Genomic DNA, 19,429 nt, shown 5'->3' on the forward strand with positions numbered 1-19,429 from the left:
GGCTTCCGCGTTCCCCGCGGAAAGGAACGGACACATTTATAATAGAAAACAACAATCTATGCGAAAACAGCCTTTATTTAAGAAGGTATAGTTCGATAAAACGGTCGTATCCATTTCTATCCTTCATTTAATTGACGAAAAAAACACGGAGTGATACTATTGCTTGTAGATGATAGTGAAAATCGTTATCAATTGGAGGGCGAAAGATGATCCAGCAACAATCCATTTCGGCTGTAATACGGGAAAGAATTTCAATCAAATCAAATTACCTGCCTCTTGAGGTCAAGGAAGAAGATGTTGTCACCCTGCTTAATGACGCTGTCTGGGCGCCTAATCATGGGCTTAGAGAGCCTTGGAGGTTCTTATTTGTAAGCGGGGAGCGGAGGGAAGCTTTTATTCAGACTGTTCTTGCCTGCTGCGAAGCAAAAACACATGAAAAAGTGAGATCGAAGCTTGCAGATGTACCTGCATTTTTAGTTGCGATTATGCCTGAAGATCCACGCCAGAAAATTTGGGAAGAGGATTTTGCAGCAATAAGCACTCTTATTCAAAATTTGCAGCTGCTTGGCTGGGAAAAAGAACTGGGGATGGTCTGGAAGACGCCAAATTACATATATGATCCGAAATTCCGCCGTGCCATCGGAGTTCAAAACGGCGAAAAAATCGTCGGAATTCTGCAGCTTGGCTATTTTGATCCCGCACAGCATGTGAAAGATAGAAAGCGGACCAATGCATTGGAAAAACTGACTTCATTTTAAGAGAGATTTTGTAGATTTCGGACAATAAAGAATGTCGATTATTGTTGTTATAAGCAGAATAATCATAGGAGTGCAGTTTCGCTAATAATTTATATGATTTCTCAAACAAATCCGGAGTTTCGAAAATAATCTAATCAAGATTGCCTACAATAAAAACGCATGGATTCTATGTCCATGCGTTTTTATTGTAGGCAATGTTCTCATTGATTGTTGCTTTGCGTTGAGTGATTGGCCACACATCAAGTTTTCAGTCGTGCTCTTTTACTCGAATTTTGAGATGCAGCGCTATTTTAGATGGCGTAAGACTTCTTGTGCTGCAAGTTTTAGCGCACTTCCATACTGGGGGAGGCCCTTCTTGGGCTGCAAACTCGGTTTTGGCGCACTTTCTTACTGCTGGAGAGCCTTCTTGGTGCTGCAAACTCGGTTTTGGTGCACTTCCTTACTGCTGGAGAGCCTTCTTTGTGCTGCAAACTCGGTTTTGGCGCACTTCCTTACTGAGAGAGGGCCTTCTTTGTGCTGCAAACTCGGTTTAGGCGCACTTCCTTACTGAGAGAGGGCCTTCTTTGTGCTGCAAACTCGGTTTAGGCGCACTTCCATACAGGGGGAGGCTCTTCTTGGTGCTGCAAACTCGGTTTAGGCGCACTTCCTTACTGCTGGAGAGCCTTCTTTGTGCTGCAAACTTGGTTTTGACGCACTGCCTTACTGTGGGAGGGCCTTCTTGATTTTAACGGACTAGCTCAAGCAAGAAAATTTACGAAAAAGAGCCTAAAATTATGAGTACAAATACTTAAAAATCTCCGGCACTCTCTTTCTCCAGGCAGCTTCATTGTGTTCGGCATCTTGGATTACTTCATAGCGGCAATCGCCAATTTTTTCTTTAAGAATCGCATACACATCGTCACTGGAATCAATATAATCCTGATGATGAATGGATGCCGTTATTTCCTTTGTGCCGACGTCCATATAAAACTTTTCAATTGAGGATAATTCACTGTCTTTTATCAGTGCTTCAATCTCATGCTGGTTAAACCAGTAAGCAGATGAAAGTGAAGCAATTTTTTTGAAGATATGCGGATATTTGCATGCTGCATATGTAGAAATTAAACCGCCCATTGAACTGCCTGCCATCGAAGTTTCACCAGGAAGTGTTCGATACTTGCTGTCGATCAGCGGTTTTAGTTCCTCGGCGATGAATCCGATGTACGCTTCACCTTCACCTCCAAGGTTAACGTCCTGTCCAGCCAGGTCCCTGGCAAGGTCTTGGTTGATCCACGGACCATATTCGTTAAATCGATTGAATCCTGTATGATTGCAGTCAATGCCAACGACAATAAGCTCCAGGCCGCTCTGCTCAAGGTAATCCTTTATGCCCCAGCTGACACCAAAGCTTGCATCCTTGTCTTCAAATAGATTTTGTCCATCGTGCATATAGAGGACTGGATAAGCTTTAGAACTGTTTTCGTAGTTTTCAGGCAAATAGACAGTAATTTGTCTTTCGCGTCCAAGCGATGTGATGATTACTTTGAATTTTTCAATCATGGTTTGTACACTCCTCTACCAGCAATTTGTCTCTATATTATAGTGAAAATTTCAGAATATAGCATAAAATAAATAACAAATACGTTAACTGATTAACAGAAAAATGCCATGAAAAATCATAATATTTCCATTCTCCGCAAACAATAATAAAAAAGCGATTTTAGGAGAATGAAATGAATGTATTGATTATTTATGCTCATCCTAATCCCGAAAGCTTTAATGCAGCGATATGTGATGCAGTGGAAAAAGAATTTACAAGCAAAGAATTTCAGGTTAGAAAAAGGGATCTGTATCAAATGAAGTTTGATCCCATTTTGACAGAGGACGATTATACATCTTTTTATCAGGATAAAATTCCGGCTGATATTCAGGCGGAACAGAAAGAAATCATATGGGCAGATATTCTGGTCTTTGTTTTTCCGACATGGTGGACAGGGATGCCGGCTATTTTAAAAGGGTATTTTGACAGAGTATTCACCAACGGTTTTGCTTTTCGATATGCTGATGAAGGTCCGGAGGGTTTGCTGAAAGAAAAACAGGCGCTGATTTTCCAGACTACGGGGCAGCCTGAAAAATCTCTAAAGCCGCCGCAATTGACCATGGCGATGCAGGCTGCGTTTGATATTGGCATCATGAATTTTTGCGGAATCGAAACGTTTGCCCATAAGTTCATTTATTCGGTGCAATATGTAGATGAAGAAACAAGGCAGACTATGCTGAACGAAGTAAGAGAAGTTGTTGAGATGATCGGAAAACCACAATGACTAAAAAGATCTTCCTCCAGTGATGGGAAGATCTTTTTTATATGAACGAATAGAGCTTTCGGCTTGCACGTTGCACCTCGAAATCGCACCTCGCTCCCAAAGTTCGAGCGTCAAACCAGCGCGAAATCATAACAAAAGCAACAATCTATGAGAAGGCAGCCTTAGAAAGTGAAGTGGTTATCTATCTTAAGACTCATGAGGTATTGATTCAACAGTGGCAGGAGAATGATTTTATAGGTGAGAAAACCTTTTCAACGTGCAGTGATCATTTAGATATTTAGAGGTCTTTTTCCCAATACAACAATCTATACCAGTGTGATAGATTAGTAGAGTATAGAAGAAAGTGAAAAATCTTCTAATTATGGAACCTTGAGGAGCTGGTAGTTTTGGGAAAAGGCGTTAAGCTGGCCGCTTTTATGACGACACTTTGTTTAGCTGGAAGTGTTGTATTTATGCCGAATGTTCAGGCGGATGCTGCCCCGCAACAGCTTCAGGAACTGAAACTGAAGGAAACAGGACAAGCATTATTCAGCGGACATAATCGGTCCGGAGGAAAAGCCATGTTCAAAATGGAGAGCTATGTCAGCAAGCTTCCAAAGAATGTAATGAAGAAGCTTGAACAGACAAGTTCAAAAAACACGCTTTATGTCGTGCAGTTAAGCGGTCCAGTAACGGAAGCAGACCGTTTATCCATCACAGGAGCAGGTGCTGAAATCATTGAGTATGTCCCTGATTATGCATTTGTGGTGAAGGCGGATCAAAAAGCCGTCCGTTCTTTAAAAAAGGGAAAGGGAATTTCGTCTGTAAAAGCATACCTGCCTTTATATAAATTAGATCCAGCTCTTTTTGAATCAGGATACAGCAAGCTCCTTAATGTTGAATTAAAACACGTCGACAAATCGAAGAAAAAAGCAGTGAAGAAAAATCTTACAGAAATCATCGAATATGCTTCTCATGAAGATACACTTTTTATAGCAAAAGAAAATACGTTTCAGCTTAACAATGATGTGGCTGCCGGCATCATGAAGGTAAATACGGCGCGCAGCACATTCGGACTTTCAGGTGCAGGCCAGACAGTTGCGGTGGCAGACACAGGCCTTGATACAGGCAGAAACGATGCTTCTATGCACGAGGCATTCCAGGGCGGAAAGGTCAAAGCTCTATATGCATTAGGGCGGACAAACAACGCAAGTGATCCTAACGGTCATGGAACACATGTGGCAGGCTCTGTGCTTGGAGACGCACAGTTCAAGGGGATGGCTCCTAAAGCCGGACTCGTTTTTCAGTCGATAATGGATGCAGGCGGAGGCCTTGGAGGACTGCCAAGCAATCTTAATACTCTTTTCTCACAAGCATACAGTGCAGGGGCGAGAGTCCATACGAATTCCTGGGGGGCTCCAGTTGCAGGTGCTTATACATCAGAATCAAAGCAAGTGGATGAGTATGTTTATAATAACGATGATATGACCGTGCTGTTTGCAGCAGGAAATGAAGGACCGAATGCCAGAACACTGAACACGCCTGGAACAGCTAAAAATGCGATTACTGTCGGGGCTTCTGAAAATAATCGTCCGTCTTTCGGAACATATGCGGATAATATGAATCAAATCGCTGCTTTTTCATCAAGAGGACTTACTTCAGATGGGAGAGTGAAGCCTGATATCGTCGCACCTGGAACATTTATATTGTCGACCCGATCTTCATTGGCGCCAGATTCATCTTTCTGGGCGAACTATAACAGCAAATATGCTTATATGGGCGGAACGTCAATGGCGACTCCCCTTGTAGCGGGAAATGTTGCACTATTGCGTGAGCACTTTATAAAAAATAAAGGAATTACACCTAAGCCTTCCCTTATTAAAGCCGTTCTGATTGCAGGTGCACAAGACCTTGGACTGGGCTATCCAAGCGGAAATCAGGGCTGGGGAAGAGTAACTCTAGACAAATCAGTCAATGCTGCATTTACAAACGAATCAAAAGCACTGAGAACAAATGAAAAAGCCGCTTATACATTTCATGCTGCAAGCGGCAAACCGCTTAGGATTGCACTGGCCTGGACAGATTATCCTGGAAATCCATCCGCATCTGTTTCACTCGTCAATGATTTAGATCTTGTTATAAAATCACCCAGCGGAAAAACTTACACAGGAAACGATTTTACTTCTCCTTACAACAGTGAATGGGATGGAAGAAACAATGTAGAAACGGTTATTCTGCCAAATGCGGAAGCTGGGGCTTATACGATTGAAGTACAAGCTTACAATGTTCCGTCAGGCACTCAGGATTTCTCTTTTGCAGTAGTACAATAGAACAGATAAAACGAGCCGCTTCATGCAGAAGCGGCTCGTTTTAGTTTATAGGTACATTGACGGCAGGCGAAAGCGCGAATGTTACGTTGTTTCCCATTTGTATGAACTTTATCTCTTTAGTTATTCAAATTTGATCTATTTTCAGAACGAAAGATTATAAAAATAAGAGATTGACAGAAAGTGAAAATGAGAATATAATTACTTTGAATTCAAGATATTTTAATTAAAAGTATTTTCTTGTCAGAGACCGCATATATATAAAGAGCAAATTTTTTTAAGTATATATCTCGAATTAAAAATAATTGAAAGAAGGATGATGACAATGTTATTAGATTTAGGACTTTTACTTATTCGTTTAGTGATTGGACTTTCGTTCATGGCTCATGGAGCTCAAAAGCTGTTTGGTTCATTTGGAGGTCATGGAATTAAAGGCACAGGGGGATTTTTCGAATCGATTGGCATTAAGCCTGGAGTAGCAATGGCTGTACTAGCAGGGCTGGCTGAGTTTGCCGGCGGAGCGTTTTTTGCGGCAGGCTTCCTTACTCCGCTTGCAGGAGCTGCATTAGCCGGCACAATGCTTATAGCGATCGTGAAAGTTCATGCCCCGAACGGTTTCTGGGCTGCTCAAAACGGATATGAATTCAACCTGACTTTGCTTGCTGTAGCCATAGGCGTAGCTTTAACAGGTGCCGGAGCTTATTCACTTGATGCATTATTCTTTTAATCTAAAAAAGGAACTCATCGCTGAGTTCCTTTTTCTTCTATGATCATGACTGGATCAGACTCCAGCCTCTCAAGAATTCTTCTTTTCTGATACAACATAATCCCGGTTTCAGCAATATCCTTTACCATTGAACGATTTGTATACGCACCGAACAGCATGCCGGCAACGGGCACCATCTGCAGCAGTTTTTTCAGCCCGAAATGGTCGCGGTAGGTATAAACCACCTCACGCCAGCCCTGCAGCTTTGACATCATTTCGGCAGGCTCCATGCTGCGGTTATAATAGCCTGACAATTCATTTAATATCGCTTGTTTGCCGACAATATCTGCTGATGCAAACTGCAGGCACTTAACGATAAAAATCCGCTCTTCCTTGTCTTCAGGATCATAGCCATAAGCAATGGCAATCTCCTGCAGCGTTTTTAAGGAAAGTCCGAGCAGCACTGGGATGTCGACTGCGAGTGTGAAAATTCCTCCGAATCCGGTTGTCGCCCCCTGAACTGTAGCGACATTTCCGCGATTTGTCCTCAAATCACTGCTTACAAGGTTCATGACTTTTAAGGGCACATGTTTCATATCATCGATTGTACTTACTGTCTCGCCAGGAACGAGGAGCTGGACTTTTTTCAAAATGCCGTTTTTCTGGGTTATATACTTGCCGCCGCTTTGAATGAAGCTACCGAGTTCATCAAGCAGTACACCGATTTTCTTTTGAATAAAAGCAGGTGTCAGCTTATCTAATAATTTAAAGGGTATCCGGCCGATTTTTTCCCAGAAAAATAAACCCTTCTGATCATCTTCCCATTTTTCGATTTCCTTTAATTGACTGAAGAGCTGCTCTTTCGTTTCCATTTCACAAAACGCATCCTTTCACGTGACAATCTTCTTTCATTTTAGCAAAAGAACATGGAAATAGAAAAAATGAGGCATATATTTTGGATTTTGCAGAAGTTTATCAGATAATGTAAGTAATCTGATAAGCAGAAAGGGGAAACAATCATGACGAAAAATCTTCAGGACACAACTGTGTTACATAATGGCGTTAAAATGCCCTGGTTCGGGCTTGGCGTATTTAAAGTAGAAGAAGGATCTGAGGTTGTCAATTCAGTGAAATGGGCAATAGAAGCAGGCTATAAAAGCATTGATACTGCTGCTGTCTATGGAAATGAAGAAGGCGTAGGACAAGGGATTAAAGAAAGCGGCGTTCCTCGTGAAGAGCTTTTCATCACAACGAAAGTGTGGAACGCAGATCAAGGATATGAATCAACATTAAAAGCTTTCGATGAAAGCATGAAAAAGCTTGGCTTGGAATACTTGGATTTATATCTTGTTCACTGGCCGGTAGAAGGCAAGTATAAAGATACATGGAGAGCGCTTGAGACACTTTATAAAGAAGGAAAAGTAAAAGCAATCGGCGTGAGCAATTTCCAAATTCACCATCTTGAAGACGTAATCAAGGATGCTGAGATTGTACCGATGGTTAACCAAGTGGAATACCACCCGCGTCTAACCCAAAAAGAACTTCAGGCTTTCTGCAAGCAGCACAGCATTCAGCTTGAAGCTTGGTCACCGCTTATGCAGGGAAAACTTCTTGATGACGAAACATTAACAGCAATTGCTGAAAAGCACGGAAAGTCTGTAGCTCAAGTCATCCTGCGCTGGGATCTGCAGAACGAAGTTGTTACAATTCCTAAGTCTGTAAAAGAACACCGCATCTATGACAATGCTTCAATCTTCGACTTTGAACTATCACAAGAAGAAATGGAGCAAATCGATGGATTAAACCGCGACGAGCGTGTAGGTCCGGATCCGGATAATTTTGATTTTTAATTGCAAGTCATCAAACAGGCTGTCCTTCAAGGGCAGCCTGTTTTTTTAAGGTTGTTTCTGGAAAATTATTCTTTGTATTTTTGTTTTATTTGGTATAATCAGAATGATAAATTGTGCGGATTATTTTTAAAAAAGGAGAAGTGCCGATCTATGAATGCGTTCAAATTCTTTTCGCTTTTGTTAATAGCTGCAGGCCTTCTTTTTACAGGGTATGGTGTATGGCAGATTGTTCAAACCAATGTGAAAACAAACCAGTCATTGGCGGATGCACAGGCTGCGATCAGGTCTGCAGATGAGAAGAAAATGCCTTCTCCTTCACCGGAGAAGAGGTATAAGCCTGAGATTGGGAATGCAGTAGGAATTCTTAAGATTGACCGGCTGGATGCAGAGCTTCCGATTGTAGAAGGAACCGAGCCGGATGATCTGGAAAAAGGAGTAGGGCACTACAAGGGAAGCTACTACCCGAATGAAAACGGCCAGATTGTCCTGTCAGGGCACAGAGATACGGTTTTCCGTAAAGCAGGAGACCTGGAAATCGGCGATTCGTTAACCATTCTTCTGCCATATGGCGATTTTGAGTACAGAATAAAATCCACTAAAATTGTCGATGCAGATGATATGAGTGTGATCACGCTGCAAAATGAAAAAGAAGAGCTGATCTTAACAACATGCTATCCTTTCAGTTTTGTCGGAAATGCGCCTAAGCGCTATATTATTTATGCTGAAAAAGTAAATTAGCAGCGGGAGGAGATTTTTTCATGATTGCCATTAGGGAGATTGCAGGGGAAGAAAACTTTAAAAAAGCTTATCCGGTTATGTCTCAATTGCGTACACAGCTCAGCGAGGAAGAGTACCTTAAGCTGCTCGAACCAATGAGGAAGCAAGGGTACCGATTAATCGGACTTTATGAAGATGAACAGGTTAAGGCATTGGCAGGTATTATCGAACTGACAAATTTCTATAACGATAAGCATATTTATGTGTATGATTTAGTGACAGACGGAGAATCACGGTCACGCGGGTTTGGCGAACAGCTGTTAAACTATGTGGAAAAACTTGCGAAAGAAACCGGCTGCGGCATGATTACGCTGAGCTCAGGAAATCAGCGGATTGATGCACACCGTTTTTATGAAGAAAAAATGGGTTTTGATCGCGTCAGCCATGTGTTTAATAAGAAATTATAAAAGAATGCCCCGGATTTTTCGGGGCATTTTCTTTGTATTAGGAGACATTTGGGAAAAGTTAGTAAAGTGATCGATTCCGCAAGTAAATTTGGTGATGTGGAAAGTATTTTCACAAACCTCAGAATTTAGCCCATTAAAACTCTAGCTTAATCATTAATCTTTTCATATCATCAGGGAAGTCCGCGCTTACAGTCACTTTTTCATTTGTAAAAGGATGCATTACCGTAATTTCTGATGCATGAAGAGCTTGGCGGTCAATCAGGTTTTTGTTCCCGCCGTATAAGTCATCCCCGGAAATCGGATAGCCAATATGGCTCAAATGGACACGAATCTGATGGGTGCGGCCTGTGTCCAGCTGAAGCCTGACAAGAGATACATCAAATCGGGTATTATAATCTTCCGTTTTATAATGAGTTAATGCAGGCTGTCCGCCAGGGGATACTCTGCGGCGGACCGGATGGTGACGGTCTTTTCCGATCGGCTGATCAATCTTTCCTTTTTTCTGCTTCATTTTCCCTTGTACAATGGCGGTATAAGTCCTTTTGATCAGCCTTTCTTCAAGGAGACGGTCCAGGATTGCATGTGATAAGGCATGTTTGGCAAAAACAATCGCACCAGAGGTATCGTGATCCAATCTGTGAATATGCCTTATTTTCCTGGAAAATCCCTGCATCTGAAAATGAAAGGCGATTCCATTAGCGAGCGTGCCCGTTTGACCGGGTTCATTCGGATGTGTATCCATTCCGGCAGGTTTATTGATAATGAGAAAATGTTCGTCCTCGAATAATAAATCAAGCTCCATGTATTCGGGAGTGATATCAAATTCCTCATCCTGAAATAAACGAATCATAACGGAGTCTTTTTCATTTAATGGCGACGTCCAGTTTGGCTCTGCATCATTCACTTTTACTTCGCGGTCCATACGCCACTTATGAACGAGCGTCTTTGGCGCCTTCATTTTTTCTCTCAGCATTTGCTGGAGGGAAATTCCTGCCCAATCTTTCTTTACCGGAAATTCCATCCATTCTCCTCTAATTTTCATTGCAATCCCCTATCTATCAGTAGTCCTCCAAGTATACTAAAGATGCTAATTGGATGTCCAAGCTAGAAACGGAAACACTTACCTCTCCTTCGGGCAATAGAGCTATGTTATTCTAGCATTAAGAGAAAAGCCCGAACGCAGCAAAGAGGTGAAATAATTTGAGAATCGTTTTTGCATCAACCGAAGAGCAGGAGCAGTACATTGAAGAACTGATTGAAAATATGTATGAAGAAGTATTCCCGCAGTACTTTTCAGATGAAACCATTGATCAGCTGGATGAGCTTTCAGTCCTAAAGCCTCAAACAGAAGAAATGCAGTATAATGGCACACTAAAAGAAGCCTTTCAGATCATGTCCAGTCTTCAAGCGCTGACGGCATTGCTCAATCATTTGGATCAGCACTCAGAAGAGGAACACAGGGATCTTTATGACCGTAACATCAATATCTTAAAGCAGTACGGCTATCAATTTCCCCTTACATTTGATCATTTTCTTTCTTCAAAAGAGAAGGCTGAAGAAGTCAGCAAGTACGGGAAGCCAGCAAATAAGTGGATTGTATAGAAAGGCTGTTTTCGAATAGATTGTTCTTTTTCATTATAAATGTTGCCCGTTCCTTGCAGCTCCAGGAACTTGCTTTCCGCGGGAAGCATGGGAGCCTCCTCGGCGTTGCCTGTGGGGTCTCCCATTTTGCTCTATTTCCCGCAGGAGTCAAGTTCCTTCCGCTGCAATCCACTCAGGTTTTTTTAACATTTAGTCTAATAGCAAAAATTTTTACTAAAAGAGCCTATAGAAAAGAAGGGTACACGGCTGTGTACCCTTCTTTTCTGATATTCCCATCGGTTAAGCCTGTCCAAAATTACCTTTTCTTATTTCCATTTACTCAGCAAATCTTTAAAATAAGCTCCATCATTATACCCTTCTACACGTTCAACTTCTTTTCCATCCTGGTAGCGTACAAGTGTTGGCGTAGCTTCAATTCCGTACTGCTGCCAGCCGTCTTCAAATTCAAGCAGGTTGAATTGATTGATTTCTACTCCTGCTTCTTTTGCAGCAGGCATTAATTCAGGTGTTGTTCTTTTGCAGTGTTCACAAGTTGGGCTGAAGTAGTAAACGACAAAATCGTCTTTTTTATCCATCTTTTCATCTACTTCTTCAGGAAGAATAATGTTTTGATAATTTGGATCATCAAGCTGGTCAACGGTAGCAGGATTCAGCTTGTCCTTGCCGTATGGATTGCCTTCCGCCTTTTCTGTTTGCTGATAGTTCGTTACAAATGCGAGACCGCCAAACAATACGATAAAAATACCTGCAAATATTAAAAGCTTTTTCATATTAACGACCTACTTTCATTTTTCTGTAAATATTCAAGCTTGCTGCGAAAATAACGGTAAAGCCGATCAGTGCCAGAAATGGAATCGTAATAAATCCGAGCCAGTTGATGTATTCTCCTGTGCAGGGAACAATGCCGCAGGATGCTGAATTTTCGCCTACAAAGTCAATCTTTTGAACGGCATAATGATAAATGGAAATCGTGCCGCCAATCGCTGACAAAATCATGGAATAAAACGCAATTTGGTAATCTTTTTTATAGATCGCAATTCCAAGAATGACGACTAGCGGATACATTAAAATCCGCTGATACCAGCAGAGCTCACACGGAATGAATTTCATGATTTCTGAGAAATATAAGCTCCCAAGCATCGAGATGAATGAAGCTGCCCATGCAATAAATAATTGATTCTCTATGTATTTTTTGAGTTTCTCTGACACACTATCGCCTCTCCATTCATGAGTTTACACTACATATTATAGTCCTCGATCAGAGTCTTGTAAAATCAAACATTCAGACAGCATAAAATCGAAAAAAGAAGCCCGTCATTTGCAGCTCAACCATGTTTATTTTCCTGTTAGACCATAAAAAAATAAATGCAGAAATTCTTTCGTCATTTTATTCCGGTCTTTATGGTCCAAAATAAATTCCGGATGTTTATATACCTCAGATGCAAACATATTAAAGTAAAACATGATCGTTTCAAATGAAAGATCATCTCTGATATGCCCTTCTTTTTTTCCGCTTTCAATTAAGCTTTTGAAAAGAGGAATGGATTGATTGACCGTAAAGTCCGTCATGATTTGCTTCATTTCTCCTTCGTCAGCCATCATATATTCTAAAAGGTCAGGACCGATTGCCTTTGAATGGGCAATTTTTTGTTCAACGAGCTTTTCCATTTTTTCCTGAAAAGGAATGTCCATTTTAAATAAGTCCGTATAGAAATCAATCTGCTCCTGAAAAAAACGTTTAATGACCTGTATCGCTAACGCGTCTTTGCTGCCGTAATAATTATAGATGGTTACCTGGGAAACATTCGCAGCCGCTGCGATTTCCTGTATGTTTACTTTATTTATTCCATATTGTGAAAAAAGCTGAAACGCCGCTTTTTGAATTTGCTCCATTTTAGTCTGCTTTCTTCTTTCAAAACCGTTCATTCAGAACACCTCTTCCTTATCTTAATGAAAAAGGGGGGTGAATACAAATAACAAATCCCGCTGCTTCGCAACATGGATTTAAATGTGTGAAAAGGTCACATTTTCTAAGAGAAAAAGCGGTTTTCCTGCACATACTATTACTTGAAAGGAGCTGTTTATGTTGAATTCATCTATCAGAGAAAGCATGTCTAAAGATCTTGTAACGATTTCCTCCTCACAAAGCATTCAGGAGGCTGCAGAACTAATGAGCAGCCAAAATGTAGGGTCCATTCCAGTCGTGGATGGCGGACAGGTAAAAGGCGTTATCACAGATCGGGATATTACGCTCCGTTCAACAGCACACGGCATGTCCAATGATACGAAAGTGGCAGATGTTATGTCTTCAAACCTTGTGACGGGAACACCTGACATGAGCAGCGAAGAAGCAGCGCAGCTTATGGCATCAAATCAGATCCGCCGCTTGCCGATCGTTGAAAATAATCAGCTTGTGGGCTATGTTGCACTTGGTGACCTTGCAACTGATCAAATGTCTAATGAAGCTGCAGGACAGGCACTGACTAACATTTCTGAACAGCACTAATAAGGGAGGCACCTGCAAAGTACAAGCAGGTGCTTTCTTTTTTTATTTTCTTTTTCCGTTATATAATGAACATAAAATGACAGGGGGAAGATGCATGATTAAAGCGATTATCTTTGATTTTGACGGATTGATTCTTGACACAGAAACGCACGAATATGAAGTTCTCCAGGAGATTTTTAAAGAACAGGGCAGTGAATTGCCTATGTCAGTATGGGGTAAAGTGATAGGAACGTCATCTGATTTCAGCCCATTTGTTTACTTGGAAGAACAAACTGGAAGATCAATTGACCATGATCAATTAACCCGCCTTCAAAAAGAGAAGTTTGAAAAGAGAATTTCAGCTGAAGCTGCAAGACCGGGTGTAGAGGCTTATTTAATGGCTGCAAAAGAATTGGGTCTGAAAATCGGCCTGGCATCAAGTTCAAGCTATGAATGGGTATCTTCATATTTAAAAAGCTTGAATCTAATTGATTATTTTGAGTGTATCCGCACCTCCAATCATGTTGAATTCGTTAAACCGGATCCTGCATTGTATATAGAAGCAGCTAAATGCCTCGGTGTTAAACCAAGCGAGTGTCTCGCTTTTGAAGATTCAGCAAACGGAGCATTTGCCGCTAAAAAAGCAGGCATGTACTGCACCATTGTTCCAAACAGCGTAACTGCTCATTTGGAGTTTGGGGAAACGGATCACCGCTTAGAATCAATGGCGGAAATGGAGCTTGAAAAAGTTATCTCGCTGATTGAATCAAGAAACTAGAGAAAGTTTCGGAACGGGATAAATAGGGAATAAATTGCTGTTACTACATAAAGGAGAGATTCTTTTGACTGATACAATTGATTTATCCAAATTTGAGAAAAAAATGATTATCAGAAATATTGAAGAGAAAGACATAGATGAAATATTAGCAATGCAGGCTTTATGCTTTCCAGGCATGGCTCCATGGGAAAGAGAGCATCTTGAAAGTCATTTGGAGCATTTTCAGGAAGGTCAGTTCTGTGCTGAATTCGAAGGAAAGATTATTGGTTCATGCTCAAGTCTGATCATTAACTTTGATGAATATGATGACCGTCACACTTGGGATGATATTACGGATAACGGCTATATATCAAACCATAATCCAGACGGTTACAATATGTACGGAATTGAAGTGATGGTCCATCCTGATTACCGCCGGATGAAAATCGGCCACAGGCTTTATGAAGCAAGAAAGGATCTTGCGAGACGCCTGAATCTGAAAAGCATCATTATCGGGGGAAGAATCCCGAATTATCATAAGTTCGAAAATGAAATGTCTCCGCGTCAGTATGTGCAGGAAGTCATTCATCATAAAATATATGATCCCGTTCTTTCGTTTCAGCTGCTGAACGGATTTACCCTTATGCGGATTAACCCAAACTATCTGCCAGATGACCGTGCTTCAGGCAAATATGCCACCCTGATGGAATGGAACAATGTCGACTACCTGCCAAATACTAAACGCTACTACAAGACGGCTTTGCCGGTGCGGATCTGTGTTGTGCAGTATCAAATGAAACAAATTAATTCGTTTGAAGAGTTTGCGAACCAGGTTGAATATTATACAGACGTTGCATCAGATGCATCTGCTGATTTTGCTGTATTCCCGGAATTGCTCACAACTCAGTTAATGTCCTTTTTGGATGAAAAATCACCAAGCAGAGCGATCCGAAGACTGACTGAGTATACGGAAGAATACATTAGTCTTTTTACTGAACTTGCAGTGAAATACAATGTCAATATCGTTGGCGGATCTCACTTTGTAGAGGAAGATAACGGAAAGATCTTTAATGTTGCCTACCTTTTCCGCAGAGACGGCACAATTGAAAAGCAATATAAGATTCATATCACGCCAAATGAACGCAAATGGTGGGGAATCAGCAGAGGGGATGATGTCAAAGTCTTCGATACAGACTGCGGCAAGGTTGCGATTCAAATCTGCTATGACATTGAATTCCCTGAGCTTGCACGCATTGCTACTGAAAAAGGCGCTAAAATTATCTTTACGCCATTTTGTACAGAAGATCGCCAGGGCTATCTGCGTGTCCGCTATTGCTCACAGGCACGGGCAGTGGAGAATCAGATCTATACAGTCATTTCAGGCACAGTCGGAAATCTCCCTCAGACAGAAAATATGGATATTCAGTACGCGCAATCTGCTATCTTTGCACCGTCGGATTTTGAATTTGCAAGAGACGGCATAGTAGGCGAGTGCAATCCGAATATTGAAATGGTTGTAATTGGTGATGTGGACCTGGAAATTCTGCGCAGGCAGCGCCAGTCCGGAACGGTCAGACAGCTGAAAGACCGCAGACATGATGTTTATGGGATTCGATATAAAAAGAACTGATTTTTCAGCCAAACTCAGGGTGTTTGAAAGAAGAGTATCCTGAAAATAGAACCTTTTATGGAGACAGAGATTTTCTTTGTCTCTTTTTTTAGCGGAAGAATTAAGAGAACAGTTATGTAAGTGCGTGAAACTGAATTTCGGAAACAGTGAATAGTCCATGAATGTGTAGGAAGTGTTCTAAACCATGGATAGCAGCACCAATTTGACTTGCGTGCTCGAAGGAAGTGTTCTAAACCGGGGTTAGCAGCACAAAAGAGTTTCACGGATGAAGAGGAAGTGTTCTAAACCATGGATAGCAGCACCAATTTGACTTGCGTGCTCGAAGGAAGTGTTCTAAACCGGGGTTAGCAACACAAAAGAGTTTCACGGATGAAGAGGAAGTGTTCTAAACCATGGATAGCAGCACCAATTTGACTTGCGTGCCCGAAGGAAGTGTTCTAAATCGGGGTTAGCAACACAAAAGAGTTTCACGGATGAGGAGGAAGTGCGCCAAACCGAATTCAGCTATAAGAAAGTTGGGCCATGGGTCTGAAACAAGCAACCCAACGAATGAGCGAACTAACGCAGTGCAACGGACATAAATTAACTCGTCAAATAGACTTATTCAGCCTGAATCTATGCGCCCACATCCACAAACTATAGAATTCCTCTTGAGTTGTCATCCCGTATATAGTACATTCCTTGTATGCATTCATCCTTAAAATAAACTAAAAAATGGAAGGAGGATTATTTATGAGTTTTGAAGGCCAGCAGATACTTCCCGCTATCCGCAATATGAAGCAGTTTGAACGGTTTCTCGAGAGTCCTTATACATACGGCGTGCTTCTTGATACGCACCTCGGCCAGGTGCGGAATATTGTCCGGCTTGCTGATTCTTCAAACAAGAAAATGCTGATCCACGTCGATCTGATTCAGGGACTGAAGCACGATGAATACGCAGCCGAGTTTATTTGCCAAGAGGTTAAGCCTGCAGGATTAATTTCGACAAGGTCCAATGTGATCGCAAAGGCAAAGCAGCGCGGAATCTATGCGATCCAGAGACTGTTTCTGCTTGATTCGAGCGCACTGGAAAAAAGCCTCGATTTGATTAAAAGGACACAGCCTGACTACATTGAGGTTCTTCCCGGACTTGTGCCAAGTTTAATCGAAGAGATTAAAGAGAAGACAGGTATTCCGATTTTTGCCGGCGGGTTTGTGAAAACATCAGAAGAGGTTCATAAAGCCCTTCAGGCAGGAGCGACAGCCGTCACATCATCAGAAATGGATTTATGGAAAAATTATCAAAAACTATAATATATTTCTGTTGACACCGCTTTCATAAGCATGTACCATAAAGGCAAGTTAATAAATGTGATGGAGAAACGGAGATCCACAGCAGTTCTTTACTTTTATGTAAAGTCATTTGCTGTGGATTTTTTTATTCTTAAACATTTATAAGAATGGAGGAAATAAACATGACGGCTTTTTGGGGAGAAGTAATAGGTACAATGATATTGATTGTTTTTGGTGGAGGCGTCTGTGCCGGCGTCAGCTTGAAAAAATCATTTGCTCATCAGTCCGGCTGGATTGTTATCACGATGGGATGGGGATTCGGCGTTGCAATGGCTGTTTATGCAGTCGGCGGAATAAGCGGTGCGCATTTGAATCCTGCTGTAACTTTTGCGCTTGCCTTTTCAGGATCATTTGAATGGAGTCTGGTGCCAGGATATATTGTTGCCCAGATGCTTGGAGCATTTCTTGGAGCAGTGCTGGTATACTTGCAGTACTTGCCGCACTGGAAAGAAACAGAAGATCAAGGGGCAAAGCTCAGTGTATTTTCAACAAGCCCTGCCATTCCAAATTACTTTGCCAACTTTATCAGTGAAGCATTAGGAACATTTATTTTTGTGCTCACATTGCTTGCAATCGGAGCGAATACATTTACAGAAGGCTTAAATCCGCTTATCGTAGGTTTCCTTGTTGTTGCAATCGGTTTATCGCTTGGAGGTACAACTGGATATGCCATTAACCCGGCTCGTGACCTTGGACCGAGACTTGCACATTTTGTGCTTCCGATAGCAGGAAAAGGGAGTTCGAACTGGAAATATGCATGGATACCAGTTGTTGCACCGTTAGCGGGAGGCTCGTTTGCCGCAGTCTTTTACAATTACGTGTTTAAGGGTACTATGAATAATGCCTTTTGGTATGTAGCAGCAGCATTAGTCTTCATGCTTTGCATTGTTTATGCAATGACTAAAAAACAAGCAGAACAAAGATCAGCAGTCTATTAATTCTGAGGGGGACAAATCATGGAAAAGTACATTTTATCATTAGATCAGGGAACGACTAGTTCAAGAGCCATTTTATTTAACAAGCAAGGTGAAATTGTTCACATTGCTCAAAAAGAATTTAAACAGTATTTCCCTAAGCCAGGCTGGGTAGAGCATAATGCAAATGAAATCTGGGGATCTATTTTAGCTGTAATCGCTACTTGTTTATCAGAAACGAATGTAAAACCAGAGCAAATCGCCGGCATCGGAATCACGAATCAGCGTGAGACAGCTGTTGTCTGGGATAAGAACACATCACAGCCTGTTTACAATGCAATTGTATGGCAATCAAGACAAACGGCCGGCATTTGCGAAGAATTGAAAGAAAAAGGCTACAACGATACGTTCAGAGAAAAGACAGGCTTATTGATTGATGCTTATTTCTCCGGCACAAAAGTGAAATGGATTTTAGATAATGTCGACGGTGCAAGAGAAAAAGCTGAAAAAGGCGATCTATTATTTGGAACGATTGATACGTGGCTGATCTGGAAACTTTCAGGCGGAAAAGCGCATGTAACCGATTATTCAAATGCTTCCCGCACATTAATGTATAACATCCATGAATTAAAGTGGGACGAGGAGCTATTAGACTATTTAACCGTTCCAAAATCAATGCTTCCTGAAGTTAAGCCTTCATCAGAAGTGTATGCAAATACAATTGAGTATCACTTCTTCGGTCATTCTGTGCCAATTGCAGGGGCTGCAGGAGATCAGCAGTCAGCATTATTTGGACAAGCATGCTTTGAAGAAGGAATGGCTAAAAATACGTATGGCACAGGCTGCTTCATGCTGATGAATACAGGCGAAAAGGCCATCCGTTCTGAAAATGGCCTGTTAACGACGATTGCGTGGGGTGTTGACGGCAAAGTCGAGTATGCGCTTGAAGGAAGTATTTTCGTAGCGGGTTCAGCGATTCAATGGCTTCGTGACGGACTCCGCATGTTTAAAGATGCGAAGGACAGCGAGCGCTATGCTGATCGTGTTGAGTCAACGGACGGCGTCTATGTTGTACCTGCATTTGTAGGGCTCGGTACACCTTACTGGGACAGTGACGTGAGGGGAGCTGTATTCGGTTTAACACGCGGCACATCAAAAGAGCACTTTGTCCGTGCTACACTTGAATCACTTGCTTATCAAACGAAGGATGTTCTGACAGCTATGGAAGCAGATTCAGGCATTTCGTTAAAAACTCTTCGCGTTGACGGCGGAGCTGTTAAAAATAATTTCCTCATGGATTTCCAGAGCAACATGCTGGGAGTGCCGGTTGAACGTCCTGAAGTAAATGAAACAACTGCCCTTGGTGCAGCCTACCTTGCAGGTCTTGCTGTAGGATTCTGGGAAGATAAATCGAATATTACAAAGCAATGGAAATTAGACAAGCAGTTTGAACCGGAAATGGAAGATGCAGTCCGCGATGAATTATACGGCGGGTGGAAAAAAGCGGTAAAAGCAGCTCAGGCTTTTAAATAAACACATCTTGTGATATACTAACATCAAGTTAATAGAACGGTTGGAGATTGGGAGAGGCCACAACACTAG

Annotated in this window: 20 protein-coding genes; 14 read left to right on the forward strand and 6 right to left on the reverse strand. The window is 41.7% G+C overall.

What is annotated here, in order from left to right; genetic code table 11:
• Nucleotides 1–206: 206 nt before the first annotated feature.
• A complete protein-coding gene (locus AC3ISE_RS03600) occupies nucleotides 207–758 on the forward strand; it encodes a nitroreductase family protein (RefSeq protein WP_489223060.1) in 552 nt (183 codons plus the stop codon).
• Nucleotides 759–1,529: 771 nt separating this feature from the next.
• On the opposite strand, the gene AC3ISE_RS03605 is transcribed toward AC3ISE_RS03600, so the two are convergent.
• The gene (locus AC3ISE_RS03605) at nucleotides 1,530–2,297 is read right to left on the reverse strand and encodes an alpha/beta hydrolase (protein WP_489223061.1); all 768 of its coding nucleotides are present in this window, start codon (nucleotides 2,295–2,297) and stop codon (nucleotides 1,530–1,532) included.
• A gap of 173 nt (nucleotides 2,298–2,470) precedes the next feature.
• On the opposite strand from AC3ISE_RS03605, the gene AC3ISE_RS03610 reads away from it, so the two are divergent.
• The 3 genes from AC3ISE_RS03610 to AC3ISE_RS03620 all read left to right on the forward strand — a co-directional run bounded on the left by AC3ISE_RS03610 (nucleotide 2,471) and on the right by AC3ISE_RS03620 (nucleotide 6,094).
• Entirely contained in the window at nucleotides 2,471–3,061 is a 591-nt protein-coding gene (locus AC3ISE_RS03610; protein WP_489223062.1) for an NAD(P)H-dependent oxidoreductase, read from the forward strand.
• A gap of 386 nt (nucleotides 3,062–3,447) precedes the next feature.
• Nucleotides 3,448–5,370: a S8 family serine peptidase gene (locus AC3ISE_RS03615; RefSeq protein ID WP_489223063.1), complete on the forward strand. Its 1,923-nt coding sequence runs from the start codon at nucleotides 3,448–3,450 to the stop codon at nucleotides 5,368–5,370.
• Between the two features lie 322 nt (nucleotides 5,371–5,692).
• A complete protein-coding gene (locus tag AC3ISE_RS03620) occupies nucleotides 5,693–6,094 on the forward strand; it encodes a DoxX family protein (protein ID WP_489223064.1) in 402 nt (133 codons plus the stop codon).
• 14 nt (nucleotides 6,095–6,108) lie between these two features.
• Here the strand turns inward: AC3ISE_RS03620 and AC3ISE_RS03625 are convergent, their stop codons facing one another.
• Nucleotides 6,109–6,945 carry an EcsC family protein gene (locus AC3ISE_RS03625; protein WP_489223065.1) on the reverse strand — a complete coding sequence of 279 codons (837 nt, stop codon included), beginning with the start codon at nucleotides 6,943–6,945 and terminating at the stop codon, nucleotides 6,109–6,111.
• A gap of 147 nt (nucleotides 6,946–7,092) precedes the next feature.
• Here AC3ISE_RS03625 and AC3ISE_RS03630 point away from each other — a divergent pair, with 147 nt between their 5' ends.
• The 3 genes from AC3ISE_RS03630 to AC3ISE_RS03640 all read left to right on the forward strand — a co-directional run bounded on the left by AC3ISE_RS03630 (nucleotide 7,093) and on the right by AC3ISE_RS03640 (nucleotide 9,107).
• A complete protein-coding gene (locus AC3ISE_RS03630) occupies nucleotides 7,093–7,923 on the forward strand; it encodes an aldo/keto reductase (protein WP_489223066.1) in 831 nt (276 codons plus the stop codon).
• A 150-nt stretch (nucleotides 7,924–8,073) separates the two neighbouring features.
• Complete coding sequence (locus tag AC3ISE_RS03635; protein WP_489223067.1) at nucleotides 8,074–8,661, forward strand: class D sortase; 588 nt, start codon at nucleotides 8,074–8,076, stop codon at nucleotides 8,659–8,661.
• Between the two features lie 20 nt (nucleotides 8,662–8,681).
• Nucleotides 8,682–9,107, forward strand: coding sequence for a GNAT family N-acetyltransferase (locus AC3ISE_RS03640; protein WP_489223068.1), 426 nt, complete (start codon nucleotides 8,682–8,684; stop codon nucleotides 9,105–9,107).
• A 133-nt stretch (nucleotides 9,108–9,240) separates the two neighbouring features.
• Here the strand turns inward: AC3ISE_RS03640 and AC3ISE_RS03645 are convergent, their stop codons facing one another.
• On the reverse strand, nucleotides 9,241–10,155 hold the full coding sequence (locus tag AC3ISE_RS03645) for an RluA family pseudouridine synthase (protein WP_489224257.1): 915 nt from the start codon (nucleotides 10,153–10,155) through the stop codon (nucleotides 9,241–9,243).
• A gap of 152 nt (nucleotides 10,156–10,307) precedes the next feature.
• Between AC3ISE_RS03645 and AC3ISE_RS03650 the strand changes: the two genes are divergently transcribed.
• Entirely contained in the window at nucleotides 10,308–10,709 is a 402-nt protein-coding gene (locus AC3ISE_RS03650; RefSeq protein WP_309190482.1) for a DUF5365 family protein, read from the forward strand.
• A 305-nt stretch (nucleotides 10,710–11,014) separates the two neighbouring features.
• On the opposite strand, the gene AC3ISE_RS03655 is transcribed toward AC3ISE_RS03650, so the two are convergent.
• The 3 genes from AC3ISE_RS03655 to AC3ISE_RS03665 form a co-directional block, all read right to left on the reverse strand.
• A complete protein-coding gene (locus AC3ISE_RS03655) occupies nucleotides 11,015–11,479 on the reverse strand; it encodes a thioredoxin family protein (protein WP_489223069.1) in 465 nt (154 codons plus the stop codon).
• Nucleotide 11,480: 1 nt separating this feature from the next.
• Nucleotides 11,481–11,918, reverse strand: coding sequence for a disulfide oxidoreductase (locus tag AC3ISE_RS03660; RefSeq protein ID WP_070877176.1), 438 nt, complete (start codon nucleotides 11,916–11,918; stop codon nucleotides 11,481–11,483).
• Between the two features lie 126 nt (nucleotides 11,919–12,044).
• Nucleotides 12,045–12,635: a TetR/AcrR family transcriptional regulator gene (locus AC3ISE_RS03665; RefSeq protein WP_489223070.1), complete on the reverse strand. Its 591-nt coding sequence runs from the start codon at nucleotides 12,633–12,635 to the stop codon at nucleotides 12,045–12,047.
• 157 nt (nucleotides 12,636–12,792) lie between these two features.
• On the opposite strand from AC3ISE_RS03665, the gene AC3ISE_RS03670 reads away from it, so the two are divergent.
• The 6 genes from AC3ISE_RS03670 to glpK all read left to right on the forward strand — a co-directional run bounded on the left by AC3ISE_RS03670 (nucleotide 12,793) and on the right by glpK (nucleotide 19,360).
• Entirely contained in the window at nucleotides 12,793–13,215 is a 423-nt protein-coding gene (locus tag AC3ISE_RS03670; RefSeq protein ID WP_489223071.1) for a CBS domain-containing protein, read from the forward strand.
• 94 nt (nucleotides 13,216–13,309) lie between these two features.
• Nucleotides 13,310–13,972, forward strand: coding sequence for an HAD family hydrolase (locus AC3ISE_RS03675; protein WP_489223072.1), 663 nt, complete (start codon nucleotides 13,310–13,312; stop codon nucleotides 13,970–13,972).
• A 103-nt stretch (nucleotides 13,973–14,075) separates the two neighbouring features.
• Entirely contained in the window at nucleotides 14,076–15,581 is a 1,506-nt protein-coding gene (locus tag AC3ISE_RS03680) for a GNAT family N-acetyltransferase (RefSeq protein WP_489224258.1), read from the forward strand.
• A 732-nt stretch (nucleotides 15,582–16,313) separates the two neighbouring features.
• A complete protein-coding gene (locus AC3ISE_RS03685; RefSeq protein WP_489223073.1) occupies nucleotides 16,314–16,874 on the forward strand; it encodes a glycerol-3-phosphate responsive antiterminator in 561 nt (186 codons plus the stop codon).
• Nucleotides 16,875–17,035: 161 nt separating this feature from the next.
• Nucleotides 17,036–17,851: an MIP/aquaporin family protein gene (locus tag AC3ISE_RS03690; RefSeq protein WP_489223074.1), complete on the forward strand. Its 816-nt coding sequence runs from the start codon at nucleotides 17,036–17,038 to the stop codon at nucleotides 17,849–17,851.
• 18 nt (nucleotides 17,852–17,869) lie between these two features.
• Complete coding sequence (gene glpK / locus AC3ISE_RS03695) at nucleotides 17,870–19,360, forward strand: glycerol kinase GlpK (protein ID WP_489223075.1); 1,491 nt, start codon at nucleotides 17,870–17,872, stop codon at nucleotides 19,358–19,360.
• The last annotated feature ends 69 nt before the right edge of the window (nucleotides 19,361–19,429 follow it).

The sequence above is a fragment of the Metabacillus sp. KH_069 genome (assembly GCF_057838075.1).